At 43.9% G+C, this 22,793-nt stretch carries 15 protein-coding genes; 10 read left to right on the top strand and 5 right to left on the bottom strand.

Annotated elements, in window-relative coordinates:
- The first annotated feature begins 26 nt into the window (after positions 1-26).
- The 10 genes from AC0YN6_RS22360 to AC0YN6_RS22315 all read left to right on the top strand — a co-directional run bounded on the left by AC0YN6_RS22360 (position 27) and on the right by AC0YN6_RS22315 (position 17,815).
- Positions 27-3,938: a glycosyl hydrolase family 95 catalytic domain-containing protein gene (locus tag AC0YN6_RS22360; RefSeq protein WP_475749599.1), complete on the top strand. Its 3,912-nt coding sequence runs from the start codon at positions 27-29 to the stop codon at positions 3,936-3,938.
- Positions 3,939-4,213: 275 nt separating this feature from the next.
- Positions 4,214-7,210 (top strand): sialidase domain-containing protein, encoded by a 2,997-nt coding sequence (locus AC0YN6_RS22355; RefSeq protein WP_475749598.1) that lies wholly within the window; start codon positions 4,214-4,216, stop codon positions 7,208-7,210.
- 212 nt (positions 7,211-7,422) lie between these two features.
- A complete protein-coding gene (locus AC0YN6_RS22350) occupies positions 7,423-8,784 on the top strand; it encodes an extracellular solute-binding protein (protein ID WP_475749597.1) in 1,362 nt (453 codons plus the stop codon).
- 85 nt (positions 8,785-8,869) lie between these two features.
- A complete protein-coding gene (locus tag AC0YN6_RS22345) occupies positions 8,870-9,787 on the top strand; it encodes a carbohydrate ABC transporter permease (RefSeq protein WP_475749596.1) in 918 nt (305 codons plus the stop codon).
- A 12-nt stretch (positions 9,788-9,799) separates the two neighbouring features.
- On the top strand, positions 9,800-10,666 hold the full coding sequence (locus AC0YN6_RS22340; protein WP_475749595.1) for a carbohydrate ABC transporter permease: 867 nt from the start codon (positions 9,800-9,802) through the stop codon (positions 10,664-10,666).
- Positions 10,667-10,877: 211 nt separating this feature from the next.
- Complete coding sequence (locus tag AC0YN6_RS22335) at positions 10,878-14,981, top strand: beta-N-acetylglucosaminidase domain-containing protein (protein ID WP_475749594.1); 4,104 nt, start codon at positions 10,878-10,880, stop codon at positions 14,979-14,981.
- Positions 14,982-15,095: 114 nt separating this feature from the next.
- Entirely contained in the window at positions 15,096-15,785 is a 690-nt protein-coding gene (locus AC0YN6_RS22330) for a YhcN/YlaJ family sporulation lipoprotein (protein ID WP_475749593.1), read from the top strand.
- 83 nt (positions 15,786-15,868) lie between these two features.
- Positions 15,869-16,636 (top strand): polysaccharide deacetylase family protein, encoded by a 768-nt coding sequence (locus AC0YN6_RS22325; RefSeq protein ID WP_475749592.1) that lies wholly within the window; start codon positions 15,869-15,871, stop codon positions 16,634-16,636.
- A gap of 118 nt (positions 16,637-16,754) precedes the next feature.
- Positions 16,755-17,117 (top strand): globin domain-containing protein, encoded by a 363-nt coding sequence (locus AC0YN6_RS22320; RefSeq protein ID WP_475749591.1) that lies wholly within the window; start codon positions 16,755-16,757, stop codon positions 17,115-17,117.
- Between the two features lie 44 nt (positions 17,118-17,161).
- Entirely contained in the window at positions 17,162-17,815 is a 654-nt protein-coding gene (locus tag AC0YN6_RS22315) for a helix-turn-helix transcriptional regulator (protein ID WP_475749590.1), read from the top strand.
- Positions 17,816-17,875: 60 nt separating this feature from the next.
- On the opposite strand, the gene AC0YN6_RS22310 is transcribed toward AC0YN6_RS22315, so the two are convergent.
- The 5 genes from AC0YN6_RS22310 to AC0YN6_RS22290 form a co-directional block, all read right to left on the bottom strand.
- Positions 17,876-18,874 carry an NAD(P)/FAD-dependent oxidoreductase gene (locus tag AC0YN6_RS22310; protein ID WP_475749589.1) on the bottom strand — a complete coding sequence of 333 codons (999 nt, stop codon included), beginning with the start codon at positions 18,872-18,874 and terminating at the stop codon, positions 17,876-17,878.
- 99 nt (positions 18,875-18,973) lie between these two features.
- A complete protein-coding gene (locus AC0YN6_RS22305) occupies positions 18,974-20,083 on the bottom strand; it encodes a GerAB/ArcD/ProY family transporter (protein ID WP_475749588.1) in 1,110 nt (369 codons plus the stop codon).
- A gap of 54 nt (positions 20,084-20,137) precedes the next feature.
- Entirely contained in the window at positions 20,138-21,241 is a 1,104-nt protein-coding gene (locus AC0YN6_RS22300; protein WP_475749587.1) for a GerAB/ArcD/ProY family transporter, read from the bottom strand.
- A gap of 83 nt (positions 21,242-21,324) precedes the next feature.
- Positions 21,325-21,558, bottom strand: coding sequence for a hypothetical protein (locus tag AC0YN6_RS22295; RefSeq protein WP_475746308.1), 234 nt, complete (start codon positions 21,556-21,558; stop codon positions 21,325-21,327).
- 6 nt (positions 21,559-21,564) lie between these two features.
- Entirely contained in the window at positions 21,565-22,767 is a 1,203-nt protein-coding gene (locus AC0YN6_RS22290; RefSeq protein WP_475749586.1) for a Ger(x)C family spore germination protein, read from the bottom strand.
- Between the last annotated feature and the right edge of the window lie 26 nt (positions 22,768-22,793).

The following is a 22,793-nucleotide window of genomic DNA, read 5'->3' as shown; positions in this document are numbered from 1 at the left end:
TGACTCATGAGAGGGGATTTAATGAAATGAGTATTGGAATAAATAGGATAGCCGCCAAAACAGCACTTTTATTATCGGTAATGATGACTTATTCCATTATTGCAAGCTATATCGTACCGACATCGGGCGGGCTGGGAATGAAGGTTTCTGCGGATGCCGCTGCACGAGCGGTAGTAGCCTCGCCCTCGGAGAACGATCTGTCGCTCTGGTACCGCCAGCCGGCTACTAGCTGGGAGACGCAGGCGCTGCCGATCGGCAACGGACATATGGGTGGAATGGTTTTTGGAGGCGTTGATCAGGAGCGCATTCAATTTAATGAAAAGACGTTGTGGAGCGGCGGTCCCGGTGCGGACCCGAATTATCAATACGGGATAAAAGAAGGCGCTCAAACGCATGTGGAGACGATTCGAACTTTGCTGAAGGAAGGGAAAATAAATGAGGCCAAAGCGCTGGTCGGCCGCATTACGGGCAACATGGGCGCTAATGATTCATCCTTCGGAGCTTATCAGGCATTTGGTGATGTGTTTCTGGACTTCAATAAGCAATCGACCTTTACTGTAACGGCCAGCTCGTCAAATCCGGCTTACGGCGAAGGGATTGAGAAGCTTACGGATGGGTCCGTCGATACGAAATGGTATTCCGGTGACGGCCAGCCGCCATTTTGGATTCAATGGCAGTACAGCGAGGCGAAGGTGATTGCTAGTTATTCATTTACATCAGCGAATGATGTAGTCAATCGCGACCCGAAAAACTGGACGCTAAAAGGCTCTAATGACGGCGTGCAATGGACGGTACTGGATACAAGGACCAATGAAGAATTTGCAAGCCGCAAGCAAACGAAATCGTACACGTTTACGAATAGTCAGCCTTATGTGTACTATAAATTTGATCTTGTAAGCAAGGGCGGAACGCAAATTCAAATGTCAGAGCTTAAGATGAACGACGGGGTAGGAGTACCAAACAATGTAGCTGATTACCGCCGTGAGCTGGATATTCAGAACGCAACGGCAAGCGTCTCCTACAAGCAAAATGATGTGCAGTATAAGCGAGAGTATTTTCTGAGCTATCCGGACAAGGTGATGGTTATGAGGCTGACGACGGAAGGGAACCATCCGCTCAGCTTTGACGTGCGCGTAACAGGCGCGCAGCCGTCCAATTCCGTTGCGGCTTCAGGGAATGACACCTTAGTTTTGAAAGGGTTGGTGCCTAGCAATAAGATGGGCTATGAAGCTCAGCTTAAAGTGAAAAACGAGGGCGGAACGGTTACCGCAAGCGGAGGAAAAATTAAAGTAGACGGGGCAAATGCAGTCACTATATTGCTAACTGCCGCTACGGATTACGCAAATAACTTCCCAACCTACAAGAGTGATATAACGCCTAAGGCGAAGGTTGAAGCAAATATGAGTGCAGCGGCAGCTAAAACGTATGAGCAGCTGCGCGCATCTCATCTCGCGGATTACAAGGAGCTGTTTGATCGTGTATCACTTGATTTAAACGGTGGAACACCTGAAATGTCTACCGATGAGCTGTTGAATAAATATAAAACGAACGCATCAGAGAGCGAGAAAAGAAGTCTGGAGGCTCTTTTCTTCCAATATGGGCGCTATCTATTGATTGCATCGTCGCGGGAAGGCTCGCTTCCGGCAAACTTGCAGGGCGTGTGGAATCAGGTGAACAATCCGCCTTGGAACAGCGATTATCATACGAACATTAATGTGCAAATGAACTATTGGCCATCTGAAGTTGTTAACCTAGCAGAGACGGATATTCCTTATATCGATTACATTGATTCGCTGCGTGAGCCGGGACGTGTTACGGCGAAAAAACAGCATGGCATTCAAGGAGAGGGCTGGGCCATTCATACCGTTAACAATCCATTTGGCTATACTGCTCCAGGCTCTGATTTTTATTGGGGCTGGTCGCCAGCAGCTAATGCATTTATGGTTCAGCAGGTGTGGGATCGTTATGCTTTCAGCGGCGATATCGACCTATTAAAAGGCCAGTTGTATGACATTATTAAAGAAACAACGCAATTTTGGCTGGAATATTTGGTAGAGGATTCGGATGGAAGCTTGGTGTCGTCCCCATCCTATTCTCCTGAGCAAGGTGATGTGGCAATCGGCGTGTCATACGACCAAGAGCTCATCTGGGGCTTGTTCACACAATTTATTGAAGCAAGCGAGCTTCTAGGTGTGGATGATAATTTGCGAGCGGAAGCTATCGAGAAGCGGAACAAGCTTTGGCTGCCGAAGGTCGGAAGCTGGGGACAAGTGCAGGAATGGAAAAACGATATCGACAATCCAAACGACCAGCACCGTCATATCTCGCATTTGATCGGCTTATATCCGGGCACGCTCATTAATAAAGTGGATACGCCAGATTTATTTGCAGCCGCAAAGGTGACTTTGAATGCTCGCGGCGATGGCGGAACAGGCTGGAGCAAGGCGAACAAAATTAATTTATGGTCGCGTCTGCAAGATGGCGACCGTGCGCATAAGCTGCTTGGCGAGCAGTTGAAAGGCAGCACCTTGCCAAATCTATTTGATACGCATCCTCCTTTCCAAATTGACGGAAACTTTGGCGCGACATCGGGCATAGCGGAAATGCTGCTGCAAAGCCATACCGGAACGATTGACCTGTTGCCGGCTATGCCTTCCGCCTGGGAGACGGGAAGCGTGAAGGGCTTAGTCGCAAGGGGCGGCTTTGAGGTAGCGATGGCATGGAAAGGCACAACGCTTAAGGAAGCGACAATTACATCAAAGCAAGGCAATGAGGCAAAAGTGAAATATAAAGATTTTGCTCAGCAAGGCTCCTTCGATATCGTTCGCGTGGGAGACAATAAACCAGTCAAGTATACCTTGAAAGACGGTGTCGTATCATTCGGCACAGAAGCAGGGCAGCAATACCGCTTCGTATCGCATGTGAAGCCTCCGATCTTGCCGATCAAAGTAGATGATCGCGACCAATCGATTGTGTATTCAGGGACATGGGGGCCTTACAATGATTCAGGCGATTATAAAGGTACGGAATCGTTTAGCAGCACAGCAGGCAGCTATGCGGAATTTACGTTCGCAGGCACAGAGATTAAGCTGATAAGCGCCCGTCAGGCGAACCATGGCTTAATTAATGTTTATATCGATGGTGAATTAGCGGCTGAAAATATTGATGGCTACGGGCCGGCTACATCAAAACAGCAAATTCTATTCCAAAAGGTTGGTTTGTCTAAAGGGACACATACGATAAAAGTTGTGGTGAATGGAACGAAAAACAACGCCTCATCTAATACGATAGGCATGATTGACGCCTTCGAGTATGTCCCATTTGACGAAGAAGCGGAACTTCCGACAACAGAACTAACGGGACCAACGTCCATAGTCAGCGGTAAAACGTTCACTCTAGGCATCGGCCTCAAAAGCGTTACACAGTCCGTCTATGCGCAAGATTTCAAGCTCAGCTATGATGCAGATCGATTCGATTTTGTATCTGCAGCAGCAGTTAAGGACGGCGTTCAGCTGCTGGAAGCGAAGCACAGCTCGCCCGGCGTTCTGCGGCTCATTCTAGCTAGTGTAGGTGCTGGTCATGCTGTGACTGGTGATGCAAAGGTGCTGGATATTGTTTTTAAAGCAAAGGAAACATCCCAAACTGCTGCAGGAAGCGTTGCAATTACTGCTGCCGAGCTTGGGGATGCAGAGGGAAGCGAGACGAGAATAGGTCTTGCCTCTATGGAGATTGAGGTTACGCCGGAAGTGAAAGGGAATTCTGAGGATGTTAACGGCGACGGTAAAGTTAGCATCGGGGATCTTGGCATTATTGCTAAACATTATGGCAAAAATTCAACTAGTCCAGACTGGGCTCAAATCAAGCATGCTGACATCAATGGAGATGATACAATCGATCTCATAGATCTTGCAGCTGTCGCTAAAAAAATGCTGGAATAACATTTTCAAAAAGGGGGAGATGCATGAGCTATTAGCATGCGTCTCCCCCTTCTATTAAAGAAGAGATGCAGATGAGAGCAATAAATATCAAAGCGACAACAAAAGACATCATTTAGATATGTTTACAAAGTCTATAAAATAAAGTGGCAGCTGGTATTTGAAGCAGCTAGAGATAGGCGGCAGTGATCTGGTATGCGAAATAAGTGAATAAGGGACGGTGATTTTAAGTTTGTAGTAAGGAGATACTCAAATATGGTTTAAAGGAGCTGTATCCATTGAAAAGAGCTGCATCAGCCATTCTTGCATTGATCCTGATGTTCACCATGCTTCCTGCGACGATAATGGCCAATGAACAACCCTTGGAGACAACTGATCCAAGCTTAGTATTTCGTGCCGAAAATCAGCAAATCTACAACAATAACTATACAAATCTGAACGATAAAGTGAGTGCGCTGAAAGGGCTGGAGGAAGGCACGATTATCGTAAGATTTCGTTATACAGGCACCTCGATTATGTCTTTATTCTCGCTTAGCAATAGTACTAAGGCTAACGGACATTTTCATCTTTACATTACCCCGGCAGCCATTGGCAGTGAAAACCGATTAGAAGCGCCGGGTCAGACAGCATCCAATACGCATGTCAAAGCGGATGTTGCCGTGAAACAGAATGAGGTTCATACGGTGGCAATGGTCGTAGACAAAAATCAGGGCTATAAATATTTCCTTGATGGAAAGCTCGTTAAAACGGACACGACATCGGCAAGAAAGTTTATGAGCAATGTTTTTGAACCTAATAGCGCGCAATTGGGGCGTACGGAAAGAGCTGCCGGCTCCAATCAATACACATTTAACGGCGAGATTGATTTTGCAGAGGTGTACAGCAAACCGATTGCCGACCAGGAGCTGATTGCCATTACAGGAGTAACGAATACAACTCAGGTTCAAAACCCTTTGCCTGAGGGTGCCTTGATTACAGAGCCTACTTCGGTATTTTATCCGGGCCTCTATGGTTCTAACGCTTACCGCATTCCTGCGTTATTGCAAACGGAAGCCGGGACGTTACTGGCAGGTATCGACAAACGGATTAATCATGGCGGCGATTCCCCGGCAAATATTGATATGCTCGTAAGAAGAAGCTTGGACAATGGGAAGACGTGGGAAGCTAACGGAGTTCTCATTAACGACTATCCTGGAAACGCATCCAATATTGATCAGGCATTGCTGCAGGATCGTGAAACGAAAAGAATCTTTTCTCTAGTTCTGGGCTTTCCCGATGGCGGAGGGTATCCGACGTCAGTGAAAGGCAGCGGCTTTAAGACAGTAAATGGAAAGCAATATTTGCTACTTAAGGATCAAAGCAATAACGAGTACACCGTTAGAGAAAATGGCGAGGTGTATGACAGCTCAAACGTTAAAACAACGTACAAGGTAGATCAGAAGCGAAACTTATATAACAACAATGTAAAGGTAAGCCATATTTTCTTGCCTGCTTCGCCATTAAAGCCGATCCGAACTTCTTATCTTGAGCTTTGGCACAGTGATGATGAGGGTCTAACGTGGGAAGGTCCGGTGGATTTGAATCCAGGGATGAAAGAGGAGTGGATGGCTTTCCTTGGAGCAGGACCGGGAACTGGCATTCAATTGACTAAAGGGGATAAAGCAGGAAGACTTGTTTTCCCAGTGTATTTCACAAATGAGAATAGCTCGCAAGCAAGCGCAGTCATCTATAGCGATGATCATGGCGTTACCTGGCATCGCGGCGAATCGCCTAATGAAGGGCGTATTGTGAACGGCGTTACTTTAAATGAAAGAACTTTTACAGGCAATGAGCTTACAGAATCACAGGTTGTCGAAATGCCGGATGGCCAGCTGAAGCTGTTCATGCGGAATTATTCGGGCTTTGCTCAAATCGCGACAAGCTTTGACGGCGGTGAAACATGGGATTCTGAGGTTGTGACCGAACGGGGTCTGCCTGCGGCTTACTGTCAAATGACGGCTATTCGCTATGACGGACAAATTGATGGGAAGGAAGCTGTTATTTTTGCCAGCCCTGGAAGCTCGTCAAGCCGAATTAACGGTACGGTCAAAGCGGGCTTGATCGTTGAAAACGGAAAGCATTCGAATGGCAGAACAAAATATGAGTTCGATTGGAAATATTCGCAGCTGGTGAAGGAAGGTCATTATGCGTATTCGAGTCTAGCGAATCTAGCAAATGGTGAAATTGGACTATTCTATGAAGGTACTGGAAGCGAGCAAATGAGCTTTATCAAATTTAATGAAAAATATTTGAAATGGCAGCGTCAAGTAAGCAGTCCTGAAGCTAAGCTAAATGCTATTGCGATTGATGCGCCTAAGCCAGACGGATATGCGGCAAACGATAAGCTGCGGATTAAAGCAGTATTTAATCATTTTATGATACTTAGCGGCGACAAAAGCTTAAAAGGTACAATCGGCGATAAGGCGGTCGATTTCCAATTAGCGAGCCAAAATGGCTCGGGCACCGAATTTATCTTTGAAACGGAGTTCCCTGAGCTTGCGCCAGGCTCTTATACGTTGAAGGCAGCGTTTGGAACGAATCTAAAAGCCTACAACGCTTTCGGAAATGCATTGAATACGCAAGCGGCTGAGAATAAGCTGGAAACGCAAGTCGTTTCAGGCAAAATTGAAGTGCAGGGTGCTTCGACTGAGTTAACGGGGGCAAGCGCAGCTGTATCCGGTGAAGCATTCAATATTCAATTAGGCTTGAAAAATGTAGCACAAAGCATATACGCACAAGACATTACGGTGCTATATGATGCTGCTGTCATGGAATATGCGTCTGTAAAATCTTTAATTAACGGTATTCAAATAATAGAAACGATTACTAGCGAGCCGGGCAAAATTCGCTTCATATTGGCTAGCACTGGTGCCGATCATGGCGTAACTGGAGATGCGAAATTGCTAGAGCTCAGCTTTAAGGCGAAGGATGTGACCGAAGCGGCTGCGGGTACGATAGAAGTCTCGACCGCTGTACTCGGGGATGAGCTCGGAGCGGAAACAGATGCTTCTCCAACGTCGATTAGCATCGAAGTGACTCCTGCTGCAACAGTAATACCTGGAGATATCAATGGCGATGACAAGGTTAGCATAGGCGATCTTGGTATCATGGCTGCTCATTACGGCAAGGATTCAACTAGTCCGGATTGGGAGCAAGCAAAACGCGCGGATATCAATAAAGACAACAAAATCGATATTGAGGATCTCGCAGCCGTTGCCAAAATCATTTTAGAATAATGAACGAAGGGTAGGCCACATGGCCTACCCTTTTCTAATAGGGATAAGGAATTAAGATTAGGACAAAAAACATCAACTTCACAACAAAAGATATCATGTGGTAACGCTTTTACAACTTATATAATGAAAAAACAGATTGGATGAAAACAGCTAGAGTTCGTAGGATTTTGACAAAGAAAGCCTGAACGATACTTTAAGGAGGATTACACGAAATGGGGAACAAGTTCAAAAAAAGAGTAACATTTGGTATGGCGCTATTTTTAGTGCTGCTAGCTCTATCTGGCTGCGGCGGCAACGGAAACAATAAACCAGCAGAAGCGACTGACAAGCCGACAGATGCTCCGAAGACTGAAGAGACTGCGAAGCCTGCAGAGGAGCCGAAAATTTCAGGGGATTTTGAAATTCAATATTTCGTCGGCGGATATGGCGATGCATGGTGGAAAGAAGTTATCGGCGAGTTTCAGCAAAAGTACCCAGATCTGAAAATCAAGGAATCTGCTGGTTCCCAAATCAATGAGCAAATGAAGCCGCGCTGGATTCAAGGCAATCCGCCGGATGTCGTCTACATTGATGGTGCGGGATCAAATGAAACACAGATGGTTCAAGATGACCAGTTGATGGACATCACGGATTGGGTGAAGCAAGCGAATAATGTTGACGGTGAAGCGCTTGTCAGCAATTTGATTGCTGGTCCTCAAGATTTTGGCGGCAAAAACTATACGATTCCAATGGTATTCGGTTCGTGGGGAACGTTCTACGACGCTGCTCTCTTCAAAGAGAAGGGCTGGGCGGTGCCAACGGATTGGGAAAGCTTCTTGGCGACAAGCGAACAAATTAAAGCAGCAGGCATTAACCCTTACATTCACACAGGCAAATATCCTTACTACATCGTTGGCGGTTTGCTTAACTCTGGTTTTGTTTCCGAGAATGGCGACAACCCTCAAATCCTGAAGGATCAGGAAGCGGCTAAAGAAGGTTCTTTCAACAATGATGCCGTTAAGAAAACATTAGCTAAGCTTGTTGATATGCGCGATAAAGGCTACTTTGACAATGCTTCCTTCGGCATGAATCATACGGATTCGCAAATGCTGTTCTTGCAGCATAAGGATGCTATGATTCCGAACGGCTTGTGGCTGGAAAATGAAATGAGCAAGGACACGCCTGAAGGCTTTACATTCGGATTCATTCCGTCGGTTATGCAAAATGCAGGTGGTAAATATGTAGCGATTCCATACACGAGCAATATCGCGATTGCGAAAAAAGCTAAAAATCCAGAAGCTGCAAAAGCGTTCATCGAGTTTATCTTCACGAAAAAAGCAGCAGTTCGTTGGGCGGAAATTACAGGCGCTCTCATGAACGTGAAAGCGGATTTGGAATCATCCAGCGCAAGCAACGTGGTAAAAACAGCAATGAACTATTTCAACGGCGGTGACACGATCGTAGCACCGGTATTCAAATTAAATGCTGACCTTGAGCAAGCGCAAAATGATGCAACGATCGCTTTGCTGCAAAAGACGATTACACCGGATGAGTGGATCGATCGGATGGAGAAAGCAGCTGCGAAAGCCCGCTAATAGCTTCACCTCTCTTCATTCCAACAATCAGAGGGACGCATGTTCCTCTGATTGTTCTTTCAAATCATAAGGGAGGCATAGGATCATGGTTTCGATAACGAAGAAACAGAAAAATACGAGCGCAAGAAGCCGAACGCTGTTTATTGCAAGCTTTCTGCTTCCTACCTTAGCCTTGTTTTCATTATTTACGATCTATCCACTGCTCCGCGGATTGTATTTAAGCTTCTTTGACTGGTCCGGCGGGTCGGAAACGATGAATTTTATCGGAATTGATAATTATAAGGAGCTATTCGCCGATTCGATTATCCCGACAGCGATCAAAAATGATTATTTCCTCATCTTCTGGAAGGTCATCCTAATCATGCTGCTGGCTACTTTCTTTGCGGTTGCCTTAACGCGGTTAAAGCTTAAGGAATATGGCTTGTACCGTGTCATCTTCTTCTTTCCGAACATCATATCCGTTGTCGTTATCGGAGTATTATGGAGCTTTATTTATAACCCGACGCTTGGTTTTCTGAATGCGTTCCTCTCCTTATTTACCGACAACCCTGTATCAACAAATTGGCTAGGCTCTCCGAATCTTGCTATATGGTCGCTGCTGCCGCCAAGCGTATGGGCAGGAATTGGCTTTTATATGCTGCTTATCATCGCATCGATTCTTGCCATTCCTAGCTCCTTGTATGAAGCGGCAGGCATAGACGGTGCTAACGAATGGCAGCAGTTTAAGAAAATTACGCTGCCGCTCATTTGGGAGCAATTCAAGACGTCCATTATTCACATCGTGATTACGACGCTTAATGGCTCATTCATTATCGTCAAGCTAATGACGGAGGGCGGTCCCGATAATCAGACGCAGGTTCTAGGCTATTATTTGTATCAAATGGGCTTCAAACAATATCATCTCAGTTATGGGGCAACCATTGGGGTTCTGATCTTAGTATTATCGCTAGTTACAACCTTGATTCTGAGCCGAATTCTTCGTCGGGACACTATAGAAATGTAATGAGGTGAACAAATGAATGAGCTTGCAACCAAAAAGCCGCTGCTATTCCTATCGAAATCAGTAGTTCGTCTATTGCTTCTGCTCTGGACGCTGCTAGTCCTATACCCGGTCATTTGGACATTTTTAACCTCATTGAAGGATAACAAACAGGTTATGCAGGGGAAGCCGTGGGATATACCAACGCTGTTTCACTTTAAAAATTACGCAGAAGTATGGAGCCGGGCGCATTTTGGCGACTATTTCTTCAATTCGATTATGGTCACTGTCGGCAGCATGATCGTGTCATTGGTATTGGCCGCGACAACGGCTTACATATTGGCTCGATATAATTTTAGGGGAAGAGGCACGCTTTTCTTTGTGTATGTCGCCTCGATGATGATTCCGACAACGCTTGGATTAATCCCGTTATTTTTTCTGCTTAGCGATCTTCATTTGTCGAATTCTTTATTTGGCCTAATGCTCGTTTATTCGGTCGGCACAATCGGCATTCTCCCATTCGCTATCTTTTTCTTGGTGGGCTTCTATAAGACGCTTCCAAAGGAGCTGGAAGAGGCTGCGACCATAGATGGCTGCTCGAATTACGGAATTTTCTTCCGTATTATGCTTCCGTTATCGAAGCCGGGACTAGTGACCGTAGGCATCATGAACGCTTTAACCGTCTGGAATGAGTATATTATGGCAACTGTTCTGATCAATGATCCCGAGAAATATACCGTCCCTGTTGGGATTGCGATTATGCAAGCAGAGATGCAGTACAGGACGGAGTGGGGTCCTTTATTTGCAGGATTAGCGATCTCGATGATCCCCGTTATTCTCATGTATGTGATCTTTCAAAGGCAAATCACGGGCGGACTTACGGCAGGCGCTTTGAAGGGTTAATGCAAAGCGCTGCCGCCGCCCATCCACAAAGCATACGTATTCATCCGCAGAGTCAGCTAAAGAGACATTGGAGGCGATGGAATCGCCCCAATGAACTCTAGGGATGTTCACAACAAGATCTCCGGAAATCGTGAAGGAGGTTTTTTTTATGCCCAAATGAGCGCATTTAGCTTAAAAATAATGAAAAAACGAAAAGGGAGGAAATAAGCAAATGTCCAGAAAGACGATTAGCCTGCTAACTGCACTCTTTATGCTAACTACTGTATTTTCAAACCTGGTGAGTTACGCCGCAACATCGAATGATGCCTCGACCATGGCCAACGATGGCCGTTATGAGGTTTATCCGCTGCCTCACAATCAAACCTATCAAGGCTCCAGCTTCACAATTACGGATGAAGTGAACCTCGTTATTGAGGATGCGATTGATGCACCAACGACTAACTTTATTTCTAGCATTTTAGCAGCAAAATCTATTGATGTAACTCGTTCGGAGTCGATTGTATCTGACAAAACGAATATTCTTATCGGCACAAGAAACTCGAATGGTAATGTAAGCGATTTTTTTAATCAAAATGTCGCGTATGATGCTGAAATTTTCAAAAAAAATGACGCTTACGTTTTGGATATAGACCAAAAGCCATCGCAGGCTGGAAGCATCGCAATATTAGGGGCGAATACGGATGCCGCTTATTATGGGCTTGCGACCTTGAAAATGATTTTTGACCAAATGGCTGCAAAAAGCATTCAAAAAGTGAAATACGAAGACTATTCCGACGCGAAGTGGCGCGGATTCATCGAAGGGTTCTATGGATTTCCGTGGACGCATGAGGATCGTATGAGCTTAATGCAATTTGGCGGTCAATTTAAAATGAACTCCTATATTTTTGCGCCAAAGGACGATAAGTATCATAATTCCGCTTGGCGAACACTTTACCCGGCAAATGAACTTACGAAAATCAAAGAGCTTGTTGATGTCGGCCATGCATCTAAAACGCAATTTGTATGGGCGATCCATCCCGGCTTCAACATGATCAATTGGAATAATTACGACGCTGAGCTGCAAACGCTGCTTGCTAAGCTGAACCAGCTTTACAGCGTGGGCGTCCGCCAATTCGGCCTGTTCATGGACGATATCAGCACCTCGCAATCTTTGACCGACAAGGACAAACATGTGAAGCTGATTACGGATGTCGCTAATTGGGTCAAATCAAAGGGTGATGTCAAATCATTGATCTATTGCCCGCCCTTTTACAATCAAGGCTGGACCGGCGAGACGGGCAAGCCTTACCTGCAAGCATTAAGGAACGTTCCGGAAAATGTAGAAATTATGTGGACGGGAAGAGGCGTTGTTGGAACGGTAAACACAACAGATATGCAGTGGCCGAAGGACGCTCATGGCAGAGATCCATATGTGTGGCTGAACTGGCCAGTTAACGACTATAAGGATTCGAGACTGCTGCTCGGCAAGGCGGAAGTACTCAAACCGGGCACGCATAATATTTCCGGTGTTGTATCCAACCCAATGGGGCATGCTGAGCTATCCAAAATCGCATTGTTCGCGGTTGCGGATTATACATGGAACGTGGATGACTTCAACAGCGACGAGAGCTGGCTGAACTCATTCGATTACGTTGCGCCGGAGGCTGCAGCGGAGCTTAAGACGATCGCGTATCATCTGAGCGATCCATCACCAAGCGGGCATGGACTGGTGCTTGGGGAATCAGAAAATATAAAGGCTGATCTAGAGCTGTTTTTAAGCCGATTCGCGAGCGAGCAATCCGTTGAAGAGGTGGGACAGCGATTAGTTACTGAGTTTAATCATGTGCTGCAGGCCATCTCATCGTTTAGAGAAAAAAGTCAAAATGCGAATATGGTTGAGGAAATTAACCCATGGCTGGATGGCTTGCGTTATGTCGCTCAGTCAAGCAAATCGGTCATCCAATCGGCGATTGCGCTTCAGAAGGGAGACCTCAGCTCAGCTTGGGAAGGATTGGCTAAAGCGACAAATGCGATGTCGGAATCGAAGAAGGTTACGATTAAGAAATTAAACTTTCCCGATGTAACGGTAGAAGCAGGAGCTAAGCGTCTGGTCCCCTTTGCAGAACAGTTAATTGCTAAGCTGGATGCGCAAATTTATACGGCGATTGATCCTGAATTTGTTATTCCGATGGCAATGACCTCCTATGGTTCACCATCCGGCTTAAACAAAATGATAGATGGGGACAACACGACATCGATCTATTTCCAAACGCTGCAAAAAAACGGCGACTGGTATGGAATCGATTTTGGCAAAACGATTAAGGTTCAAGATATTGCGATCACGCAGGGCAGAACGGACACCGATCATGATATTTTCCAAAGAGGAATCTTGGAATATTCGAGTGACAAGCAGGCTTGGACAGCTATTGGCGAGGAAAGATCCGGCTTTAAGATCGTTGCTAACGAGCTTGATTTGGAAGCAAGATACGTTAGATACCGTTTGACACATGCAGGAATTCCTGGAGGAAAGCCTGACTTGTGGACAGCTGTTAGGGAGTTTACGGTTAATGCGGGCAAAGGAAAAGCAGTCGTTTATACGAATGTGGACGGACTGAAGCAAACAGGCGTCACCGCATCTGAAGCATCTATCATTGGGCTAAATAGTCTGAGCCAAGTTACGCTTGAACCATCACAGTATGTAGGGATTAAACTGCCGACTATCGAGAAGATCTCAAATATTTCGATAGAGAGCAGCACGACAGAGGCAGTGCTTGAATCATCGGAAAATGGCGTTGAATGGAGCGCGGTTACGTCTGGCGGACCTTATAACAATGCCGCATATATCCGATTAATCAATAAAGGGAATGACTCCATTTCATTTGATTTAAGCCGCTTAACGATAAAGCTGAATAAGTTCTCCGATCCTGTAGTTACTCATAATTATGAGAGCGTCTATCAAGGAAATCTGCAGGATATTTTTAACGGAAAGCTAGAAAGCAAAGTTTGGTTCGGTGGAGAACAAAGGCTTGGCAAATATGTTCAAGTGGACTTGGGCGGGATCGTTAATGTGCAAAATGCAGCTGGTGTGATCGGCGATGGAGAAGGAGATTATTTCCGAAAAGGCGATCTTCAGATCTCCGTTGACGGCAAGACATGGGAAACGATTCACAGCTTTAACAATCCCAATGACCGGAGCTTGAATTTCCCTGAGCATGAGGTTCCTTATCGGTTTAAAAGAGTACAGGTGGATAACAAACCAGCTAGATACGTAAGGCTAATTTCTACTGTAAATGATTCCACGTGGCTTGCGTTAAATGAGATTATCATTAATGAAGGATTGCCAAACGCAGGAAGAGAAAATGCTTCTATTCAAGCAAACCCGCAAGGGCTGCTCGGAAATGAAGCAAATCAAGCCATTGACCATAAGCTGTCGACTTTCTATGCGCCAGTATCTGCATCAGGCTCAGGCGTACTGAATTATAAGCTATCGAATGAAACCGAGCTTGGCAGCGTCATTATTATGCAAAGCCCGCTCGCAATCTCGAATGCGGAGGTTTCGATTCGAGACAGCAAAGGCTGGCATCAAGCGGGTACATTGTCACAGTCGTACAACTTGATTGATACGTCTAAGTATACGAATGTGCTGGAAGTTAAGCTTGCTTGGAATGGGGCTGTAATGCCATTGATTCACGAGATGATACCGGTAAAAAGAACGGGTGGAGTGGTGACTCCTGAAGGAGCATACACAGAGCTGACGGGTGCCGCTTCTGTCGCCGGAGGCCAGCCGTTCACTGTGCAGCTCGGCTTAAAGAGTGTGACAGAAAGCGTCTATGCGCTTGACATTAACCTGGAATATGATTCGAGTACGCTTGAGTTTGTAACCTCGAATTCACTGAAAGATGGAGTCACCCTGCTGGATTCTGTGAACGATACACCTGGGCAAGTTCGGATGATTATGGTTAGCGAAGGTTCTGCTCATGCCATTACAGGAGATGCACAGCTATTAGAGCTTGTATTTAAAGCTAAGACAGTGACAGAAACGAAAGATAGCAGCATAGCGGTATCCAAAATGATCATGGGTAATGATCAGGGAACAGAGACGGAGGCGAAGGTCTCAAACTTCCGTCTTCAAGTAACAGCGGCGCCTGCAGGCATTCCTGGAGACGTAAACCATGATGGTAAAGTGTCGATCGGCGATCTTGCTTTAGTCGCTGCGAACTACGGCAAAGATTCAGCTAGTCCGGATTGGGAGCAAGTGAAGCACGCAGATGTAACAAACGACGGTATCATTAATATCGACGATTTGGCACTGTTAGCGAGAAAAATTATAGAGTAAGGGTACTTGCTGAAGGAGCATTCCGTAATCGGGATGCTCCTTTCTCATTTAGTCCCATGTATGAATGATCTCATTTAGCACAAGTTATAAGCATCAAACAGGAGGTGTTTTGTAGTGAACAAATATTTAAAACCAGTTATGACTTCAGCTATGGTGCTTGCATTTAGTTTTTCGATAGCGGCGTGTGGTACTTATCATACTGGAAATCAAAAAATGATGAGAGTTAAAAATGATATGCATCGTCTTGAGAATAAGGCCGAGAATAAAATCGTCCCTTACGGCACTACTACGACTGATCGAAGAATAAACAATTTGGATAACAGAGCGTATGGTGTGGACCCATTAACGAATACGGCTACTCCTTATGGTACGACTAATCCTTACGGTACTAATCATACGTATGGGGTAGACGGAGTTGATGGAATCGATGGAACAGTAAATAGAAATGATACCCGAATGAATAGTACTCATCCTGCAAAAAATGAAAACCAATTAGCTAATCGTGCTAATAAGGTTAGCGGTGTGAAAAAAGCGACGGTCGTTATTCATAATAAAGATGCAATCGTAGGTATTGATTGTGACAATATGGGTAAAAAAGCAATTATTGAGAAACAAGTGTATGCTGCTTTAAAAGGTCAATATCCACAGTACAACATTCATGTAACATCGGATCAAAACATGCATAAAAAAATTCAAACGATGAACACTAGCATAACAAATGGTCATCCATTGAAGACATTAGGCAATGATGTAACCATTATGATTAGAGATATCGGTAACGCGTTAACCGCTCCTTTGCGTTAATAAATCGTTGCAGACGGCAGCTCCTTGGGAGCTGCCGTTACACTCTAACCATACATATCGATAAGCTGCTAGGAGGAAATTTGTTGTTAATCAGTAAGCGTGGCCTACTATTGCTGCTCGTGCTCGTGTTCTTAGCGGGATTCTCTAATCCGGATAGACGGGATCGTTCTTTTTATGAGAAGAGGGGAGAAATTGTATGGGAGGTTCCAACGGAAGACAAGAAAATTGCCTTGACCTTTGACGATGGTCCTTATCCGGAAACAACGGAAGCTATACTTGATTTATTGAAAAAATATAATGCGAAAGCAACGTTCTTTGTGTTAGGCAACAAGGTTAAACGTTATCCAGAGACGATTAAACGAGAGATCGCAGAGGGACATGAGGTAGCAAATCATACGTTTAATCATGTTTATTTCTTGAAGTCAATCAGCCAAGCGACCATTCGTGATGAAATTGTACAAACAGAAAATGCACTAGAGGCATTAACAGGTAAAAAACCGCTGTTATTTCGCCCGCCCGGAGGCTACTACAATGAAAAAATGATTCAAGTTGCCAAAACATTAGGTTATACAACGATTTTGTGGTCATGGCATCAAGATACGAATGATTGGAGAAGCCCGGGCGTAAACAAAATCGTAAACAAAGTGTTAAATAATGCGAGAAACGGTGATATCGTACTGCTGCATGATTATATCCCAGGTTCTCAGCAGACAGTCAAAGCTTTGGACACGATTTTGTTCGAGCTGGATAAAAGGGGATTTGAATTCGTAACGGTAACGGAATTAATGAAGTCAACGACAAGCATCGAGTCTAAAACCGAGGATAACGGCAACATTTTGGAGCAACCATGATATACAATAATGAAAGCTAGTCTGCTGAATAGCGGCCTAGCTTTTTTGAAATAATTCATCATATACTTTATCGATAAAAATATATAAAATATAGTTATTAATAGGTTGGAGGTTACTTATGATCATATTCGATGAACTAGGCGGTCAGCCTGGGATACGTAAAATAGTTGAATCCTTTTATCCAAAAGTACAGAAGGACCCTTTATTGGCGCCTCTATTTCCGCCGGACCTCTCTTCGGTTATGGATAAGCAGGAATTGTTTTTAAGTCAATTTTTCGGAGGGCCAGACTTATATACAGAGCAAAATGGTCATCCAAGAATGCGGGCTCGCCATATGCCGTTTACAATAACGACAGAACATGCTGAAGCATGGTTGTCTTGTATGAGCCGAGCACTTGAAGAAACCGTTGAATCAGAGCCGCTTCGACAAGCAGTCTTAGAAAGATTGAAAGTATCTGCTCATTTTTTCGTTAATTCATAAAATGATTGCAATTATATGTAACGATTATTGGTAGGTGATAAGGTATGACCGATATAGAACAAGGACAGCTTTCAACTAGAGAATATATTGTTCAGCTTCTAAAGACGAAAGGCAGCTTAAGCACAAAGGATCTAACTGAAGAGTTAGGAATTACCGTCATGGCTGTCAGACGTCATATCCAATCGTTAGAAAGAGATAATCTCATTTCCTCGAAGACGATAAGACAATCAATGGGTAGACCTACAGCGGTTTATTGCTTAACGGAGCACGCCGATGGTTTTTTTCCGCGAAAATATGATACGTTAACGCTTGAATTGCTAGATGAGCTTACTGAACAATTAGGCACATCAGCTGTGGAGTCGCTATTTGAGGGTCGTAAAAATAAAATGATTAAAAAACACGAGTCGAAAATGCAGAGCAAAGCTCTTGAAGATCGAGTGATGGCACTTGCAGAAATTCAAAACGAGAACGGTTATATGGTGGAATTGGAAAAGATCGATGATGAACAATTTATATTAACAGAAAATAATTGTCCCATTGAGCAAGTGGCGACCAAATATCAGCACGCCTGCCAATGTGAGCTCAAGTTGTTTGAATCGATGCTGGGTGATGTAGAGGTTTCAAGAACGGATTGTCTTGCTAAGGGCGAACGAAGATGTACTTATTCCATTAAAAAGAGAAAAAAACAAGAACAGTGAGAGGTTATTAATATCTCACTGTTCTTGTTTTTTTGCTGATAACGATAATTCGGATAACTGCTAAAGCTTTAAGTTACTGCTATGACCAGGGGAAAGCTTGGCGGTTGGATCTAAATAAACCTTCGCGTTGTTAATTGCAGTAGGGGCTTCGCCTAATCCGACAGCTATGAGCTTGATTTTTCCTGGATAGCTTGTAATATCACCTGCTGCAAATATCCCTTTAATACGCGTCTCCATTCGAGTATCAACAACAATGGAACCATTCTCAATTTCCAATCCCCATTCTAAAATCGGACCAAGTGATGAGATGAAACCAAAATTAACGATGAGAGCGTCGCAAGCAATGTCGCGTGTTTCACCTGTTTTGTGAGCAGTAATCGTTATTTTCTCGATATGGTCTTCTCCATGCAGTGCTGTAATCTCCGCTGGCGTAACGACATTTACGTTTGATTTCATCAGATTTTCAACGCTATGCTCATGAGCACGGAATTTGTCCCGTCTGTGAATGAGTGTAACCTCTTTTGCGATGGGCTCAAGCATCAGCGCCCAGTCAACTGCAGAGTCTCCGCCTCCATTAATGATAACGCTTTTGCCGCTATATTGATTTAAGTCTTTGATAAAATATTGCAGGTTCGAATTCTCAAACTGTTTTGCTTCTGGAAGCTCTAACCGACGCGGTTCAAAAGCGCCTACACCTCCAGTAATAATAACTGACCTGCTATAGTGTGTGCCTTTGTCAGTGACGATTTCAAAATGATGCTCGTCCTTCTTAATAACGTGATGAACTTTCTCTTCGAGGCAAATTTGCACAGGGAAATGGTTCATTTGGATTTTTAAATTATTTACAAGCTGCTGGGCAGTCACCTTAGGGAAGCCAGCAACATCATAGATATATTTTTCCGGATATAAAGCGGCCAGCTGCCCGCCAAGCTGAGGCATACTGTCAACGATTTTTACGCTTGCTTGACGCATACCTGCATAAAATGCAGCGAACATCCCCGCAGGACCGCCTCCAATAATCGTTATGTCTGTAAATTGATCAGGTTGTTCATGTATCATGTAAAGCTCTCTCCTTTATTATATATAGTATACTAAAATATATAATAAATTTACCTTATTCAATCGAGGGAGTCAATGTGGACAATGTTGTTTAATAGGTTAGTTCGTATTATTGTTCCTTTTGAACTTTTTTCTCAGGGCATATACGACTAACAACAATAAAGGGAAAAGTATACTGTACGTGAAGTCCATAAGTGGCCAGTATGTAGATAATACTTTATTGAAGTAGGTTATATTGGGAGCCATCACAATTGATAATACAACCAGCACCATGCCCGAAGGCAAGGTTAAAAACCGATATTCTCTAAGTCTTAACACCTGAGCGAATCCCAAATTGAATACATAAAAATAAAGGGTTATCTTGAAATAGGTCGTGATAAACCACATAATAGCCAATAGCGCCTCAACTCTTTCCAGAAATCCTCCAATATTTATTTTTTTGGCTACGGAAAAACTGGGATATAAGTTTCGCGCAACAAGATCCGCGTCAAGTACGAGAACGCAAAGAGAGATTAGCGTTATTAATATGATTCCTCCTATCAGAGCTCCCAATATGGAGCTTCTTGTTATCTGACTAGTCTGATTCACATAAGGAAATATCATTAATAAAACGACAAGTTCCGCGAAGGGGAAAGCAATGGATGTAATAGATCCGCGTATTACCGGCTTTACTCCATCCTCAAAGACCGGCAGCAAGTTATGTATATCCGCTTGAGGAGATAGAAAAAGGACGAACATCAGAAAAAATAAGATAAACCAGGGGAATAATATTTCCGCTGCACGCGATAAAGTTTCAATCCCCAATCTTACCCCCATAACAATAATAGTTAGAAATAAGATACTAATAGCTTGAACAGGGGTTTCCGGCATGATATGTGTTGTCATAAAATCACTAATTTCCCTGAGATGTGCCGCGACAGAGATGAAGGGATAAGCCAAAAAAAATAGAGATGCGGCTATTCCAAACCATCTGCCCAAAATTTTTTCATTGTATTCAACTATAGTTAAGTTTGGATGGAGCCTGCCAACAATCGTAAATAGATAAACGATCAGCAGGCCAATGGCCAATCCTATTATAGTGGATATCCACGCATCCTGTTTGGCTTCAATTGCAGGTACGGACGGCAAAACCAAGATTGCATCTCCAATCGTATTTAGAGCAACAAGTATGGTAAATTGACGTATTCCGATTTTGCCTTTTTCGAGCATCTCCGTTGACTTCCCTTCTGAACCGTTCGATTGTCTCCCCAAGCCGAGCCTAGCTCATTTCGTGATTGTTCTTTTTTTTCGTATGATAGCCACGCCTAACAACAATAGCGGTAGAAGAAGCCCTATTGTTAGCAAATGAGGAGTCCAAGCTTCCATACTCGCTGTCCGTTCATATGTAACATTGGGGTACATGATTAAAGAAGTGACCACTAATATTATGCCTAACGGCAATGAAAGCGGCCGGTATTCTTTTATATTGAACGTTTGCGCAAGTCCTAATACAGAAGCATAAAAATAATGTGTAATTTTGAAATAGAGAGTAATAAACCATAGTGTAGCGAGTATGGCTTCTATATGTTGAATAAAACCTCCCACGTTGATTTTTCTCGCTAACACATAACTTGGATACAACTGCCTTTCCGAATTGTCAACACCAAGTACTAGAATACATAAAAGAGTAATGATTAATAGAACAACTCCACCCATAATATGTCCTGCAAAGAAAGCTTTTGCTGCTTGTTTCGGTTGATTAATATGGGCAGGATAAATCATTAATAGACTGATAAGCGGCAGTGAAGAAAAATTTAAAATCAATAAAGTAGATGATATTATCGGTTTTATCCCCGTCTCCAAAACAGGCTGCAGTTTTAGAAAATCGATTTGAGGAGAAACAAAAAGGATAAGAGTAATAAATAGGATAATAAACAAAGGAAATATTAATTCGGCTGCACGTGTGATCGTTTCAATTCCGAGACGTACCCCTTGAACGATAATTAATGTAAAAATAATTAGAATCGTTTCAATAGGTGTTTCAGTCATGATCTGTGTGGTCAGAAAGTTTCCTAAAAAAAACAAGAGAGCCGAAGCGGCAAGAAGAAAACTAAAACTTATAATAAAAGAAACGAATTTACCCAACCATTTTCCTAACAGTATTTCATTTATTTCAACCAACGTCTTCGAGGGAAACCGGGCACAAAGGGTGTTATACAACCATATAAGCAATAATCCGATCAGTATTCCAACGCATACGGGAATCCAAGCATCTTGTTTGGCATTAAAAACTAGACCTGATGGTGCGTTTAAGATCGCACTCCCAATTGTAAATAAAGTTACGACGATTATAAATTGACTCGTCGATATTTTCTTATTCCCCTGCATGGACTTTCACCCTTTTCATTCAACGCTCACAAACATGATGTACCTGATGCATAAACGCTCATGCTATGGAGGGCGATTCTTCCTTATTTCAAGGCGCTCTCTAAGAAATCACTAAACGGTCGGTAAATGACGGTCAACCAGTCGAGGGGGTTCGGAAGCTTAACATGTAAACTCAATGATATGCTTAAGCCGATTCCTATTACGAGCAAGGCTGAAAATACCCACAGTTCCTTTATTAACTGCTTTCTGAATAGCGCAGGGGCTTCGAATATGAAGATGGCGGCGGCTGCCGCGAGAATTCCTAAGATCGCCCACATGCTCGACTACTCCTTCATTTCATGCAGGAAAGAATTCGATACGGTCCCTAAACGACGTGTGTTTATATCCGCATTCACACTTACCTGCAAATCGTTGGTAAAATACTGGTCCCAATCTTTTTTCAACTTCGCCCATGCCTTGGGATCGGCACGATGAATAGCTTCACCGAATCCGAAAATGTCGACTTTATACTTCTTTTGTACAGTTTCGATCGTTTGTTTGATTATATTCTCAACTTTTTGATTCGCTATCTTATCCAATTCGGCTATCGTCTCCGGCTTCGTTAAGTCGACATTGCATCCCACATCCTGCACATTTTGTTCGATTCGAATATCGATATCAATTTTGGGATGACCGTTTTCAACTTTTCCTTTCACTTTTGTTTCCGAGCGGATCACCTCGTTCGATATTTTACCTCCGCCGGGACATGCTATAACACCGACGGTTCGTTCCACTTTATTGTTGATATAGCTGTACCCTTTGCTTTCCTTTTCGTTAAGCCAGCCAAGTAGTTTATCTTTTTTAAACACTGTGATTCCCGTGTATATCAAATTAGCGGGAGAATCGATTTTTTCCAAATTTTTATTGCTTGCGCCTTGTTTACGATCGCCCTTAATCTGGATGGTGCTCAATACCGGATGTTTTCCTTCACTAATGAGATCAGAAACCAACTCATCCAAATGGGTGGTAGCGGTCGGTGCCCAAATTTTATTAGAGACCTCAAGCGATTTAAACATTTTGTTCGCCGGGAGTTTTTCCAAGGGGGTTAAGAACCCCAATACTTCTCTTGCTGTCGATCCCTTCGATACAGCAATGTAAAAGTCCGTTCGGAACTCGTAGTACCTCGACATAAAGTCAAGCGTATCGCGGATGCCTTCCCTCGCCAGCTGTTCCCCTAAAATAAGCATCCGAGTATGCGAAAAATAGAGTTGCCTTGGGACAACCGTTGCCATTCTTCTGACGGCCTGAGACACCGTTTCTCCTCTCGCATTATACATCACGGACGGCGTTCGACCGCTGCTTGGTTTCTTTGAGGATACTTCACTCGGATCGATGACTTGGACGGAAACCTCATATTTGCCCCCTACTTTATCAATACCGATAGCTCCCACAATGGCGAGATCATTGAGCTCACGGCGACTCCAGCATCCGGTCACAAACATCAGCAGGATAAGAACAAAAGATAACAAGAACGTATTTCGTTTCACGGTACAACTCCTTCTTAAAACATTCG

The sequence above is a fragment of the Paenibacillus sp. J22P15 genome (genome assembly GCF_056269345.1).
This window is presented reverse-complemented; position numbering and strand designations above follow the sequence as displayed.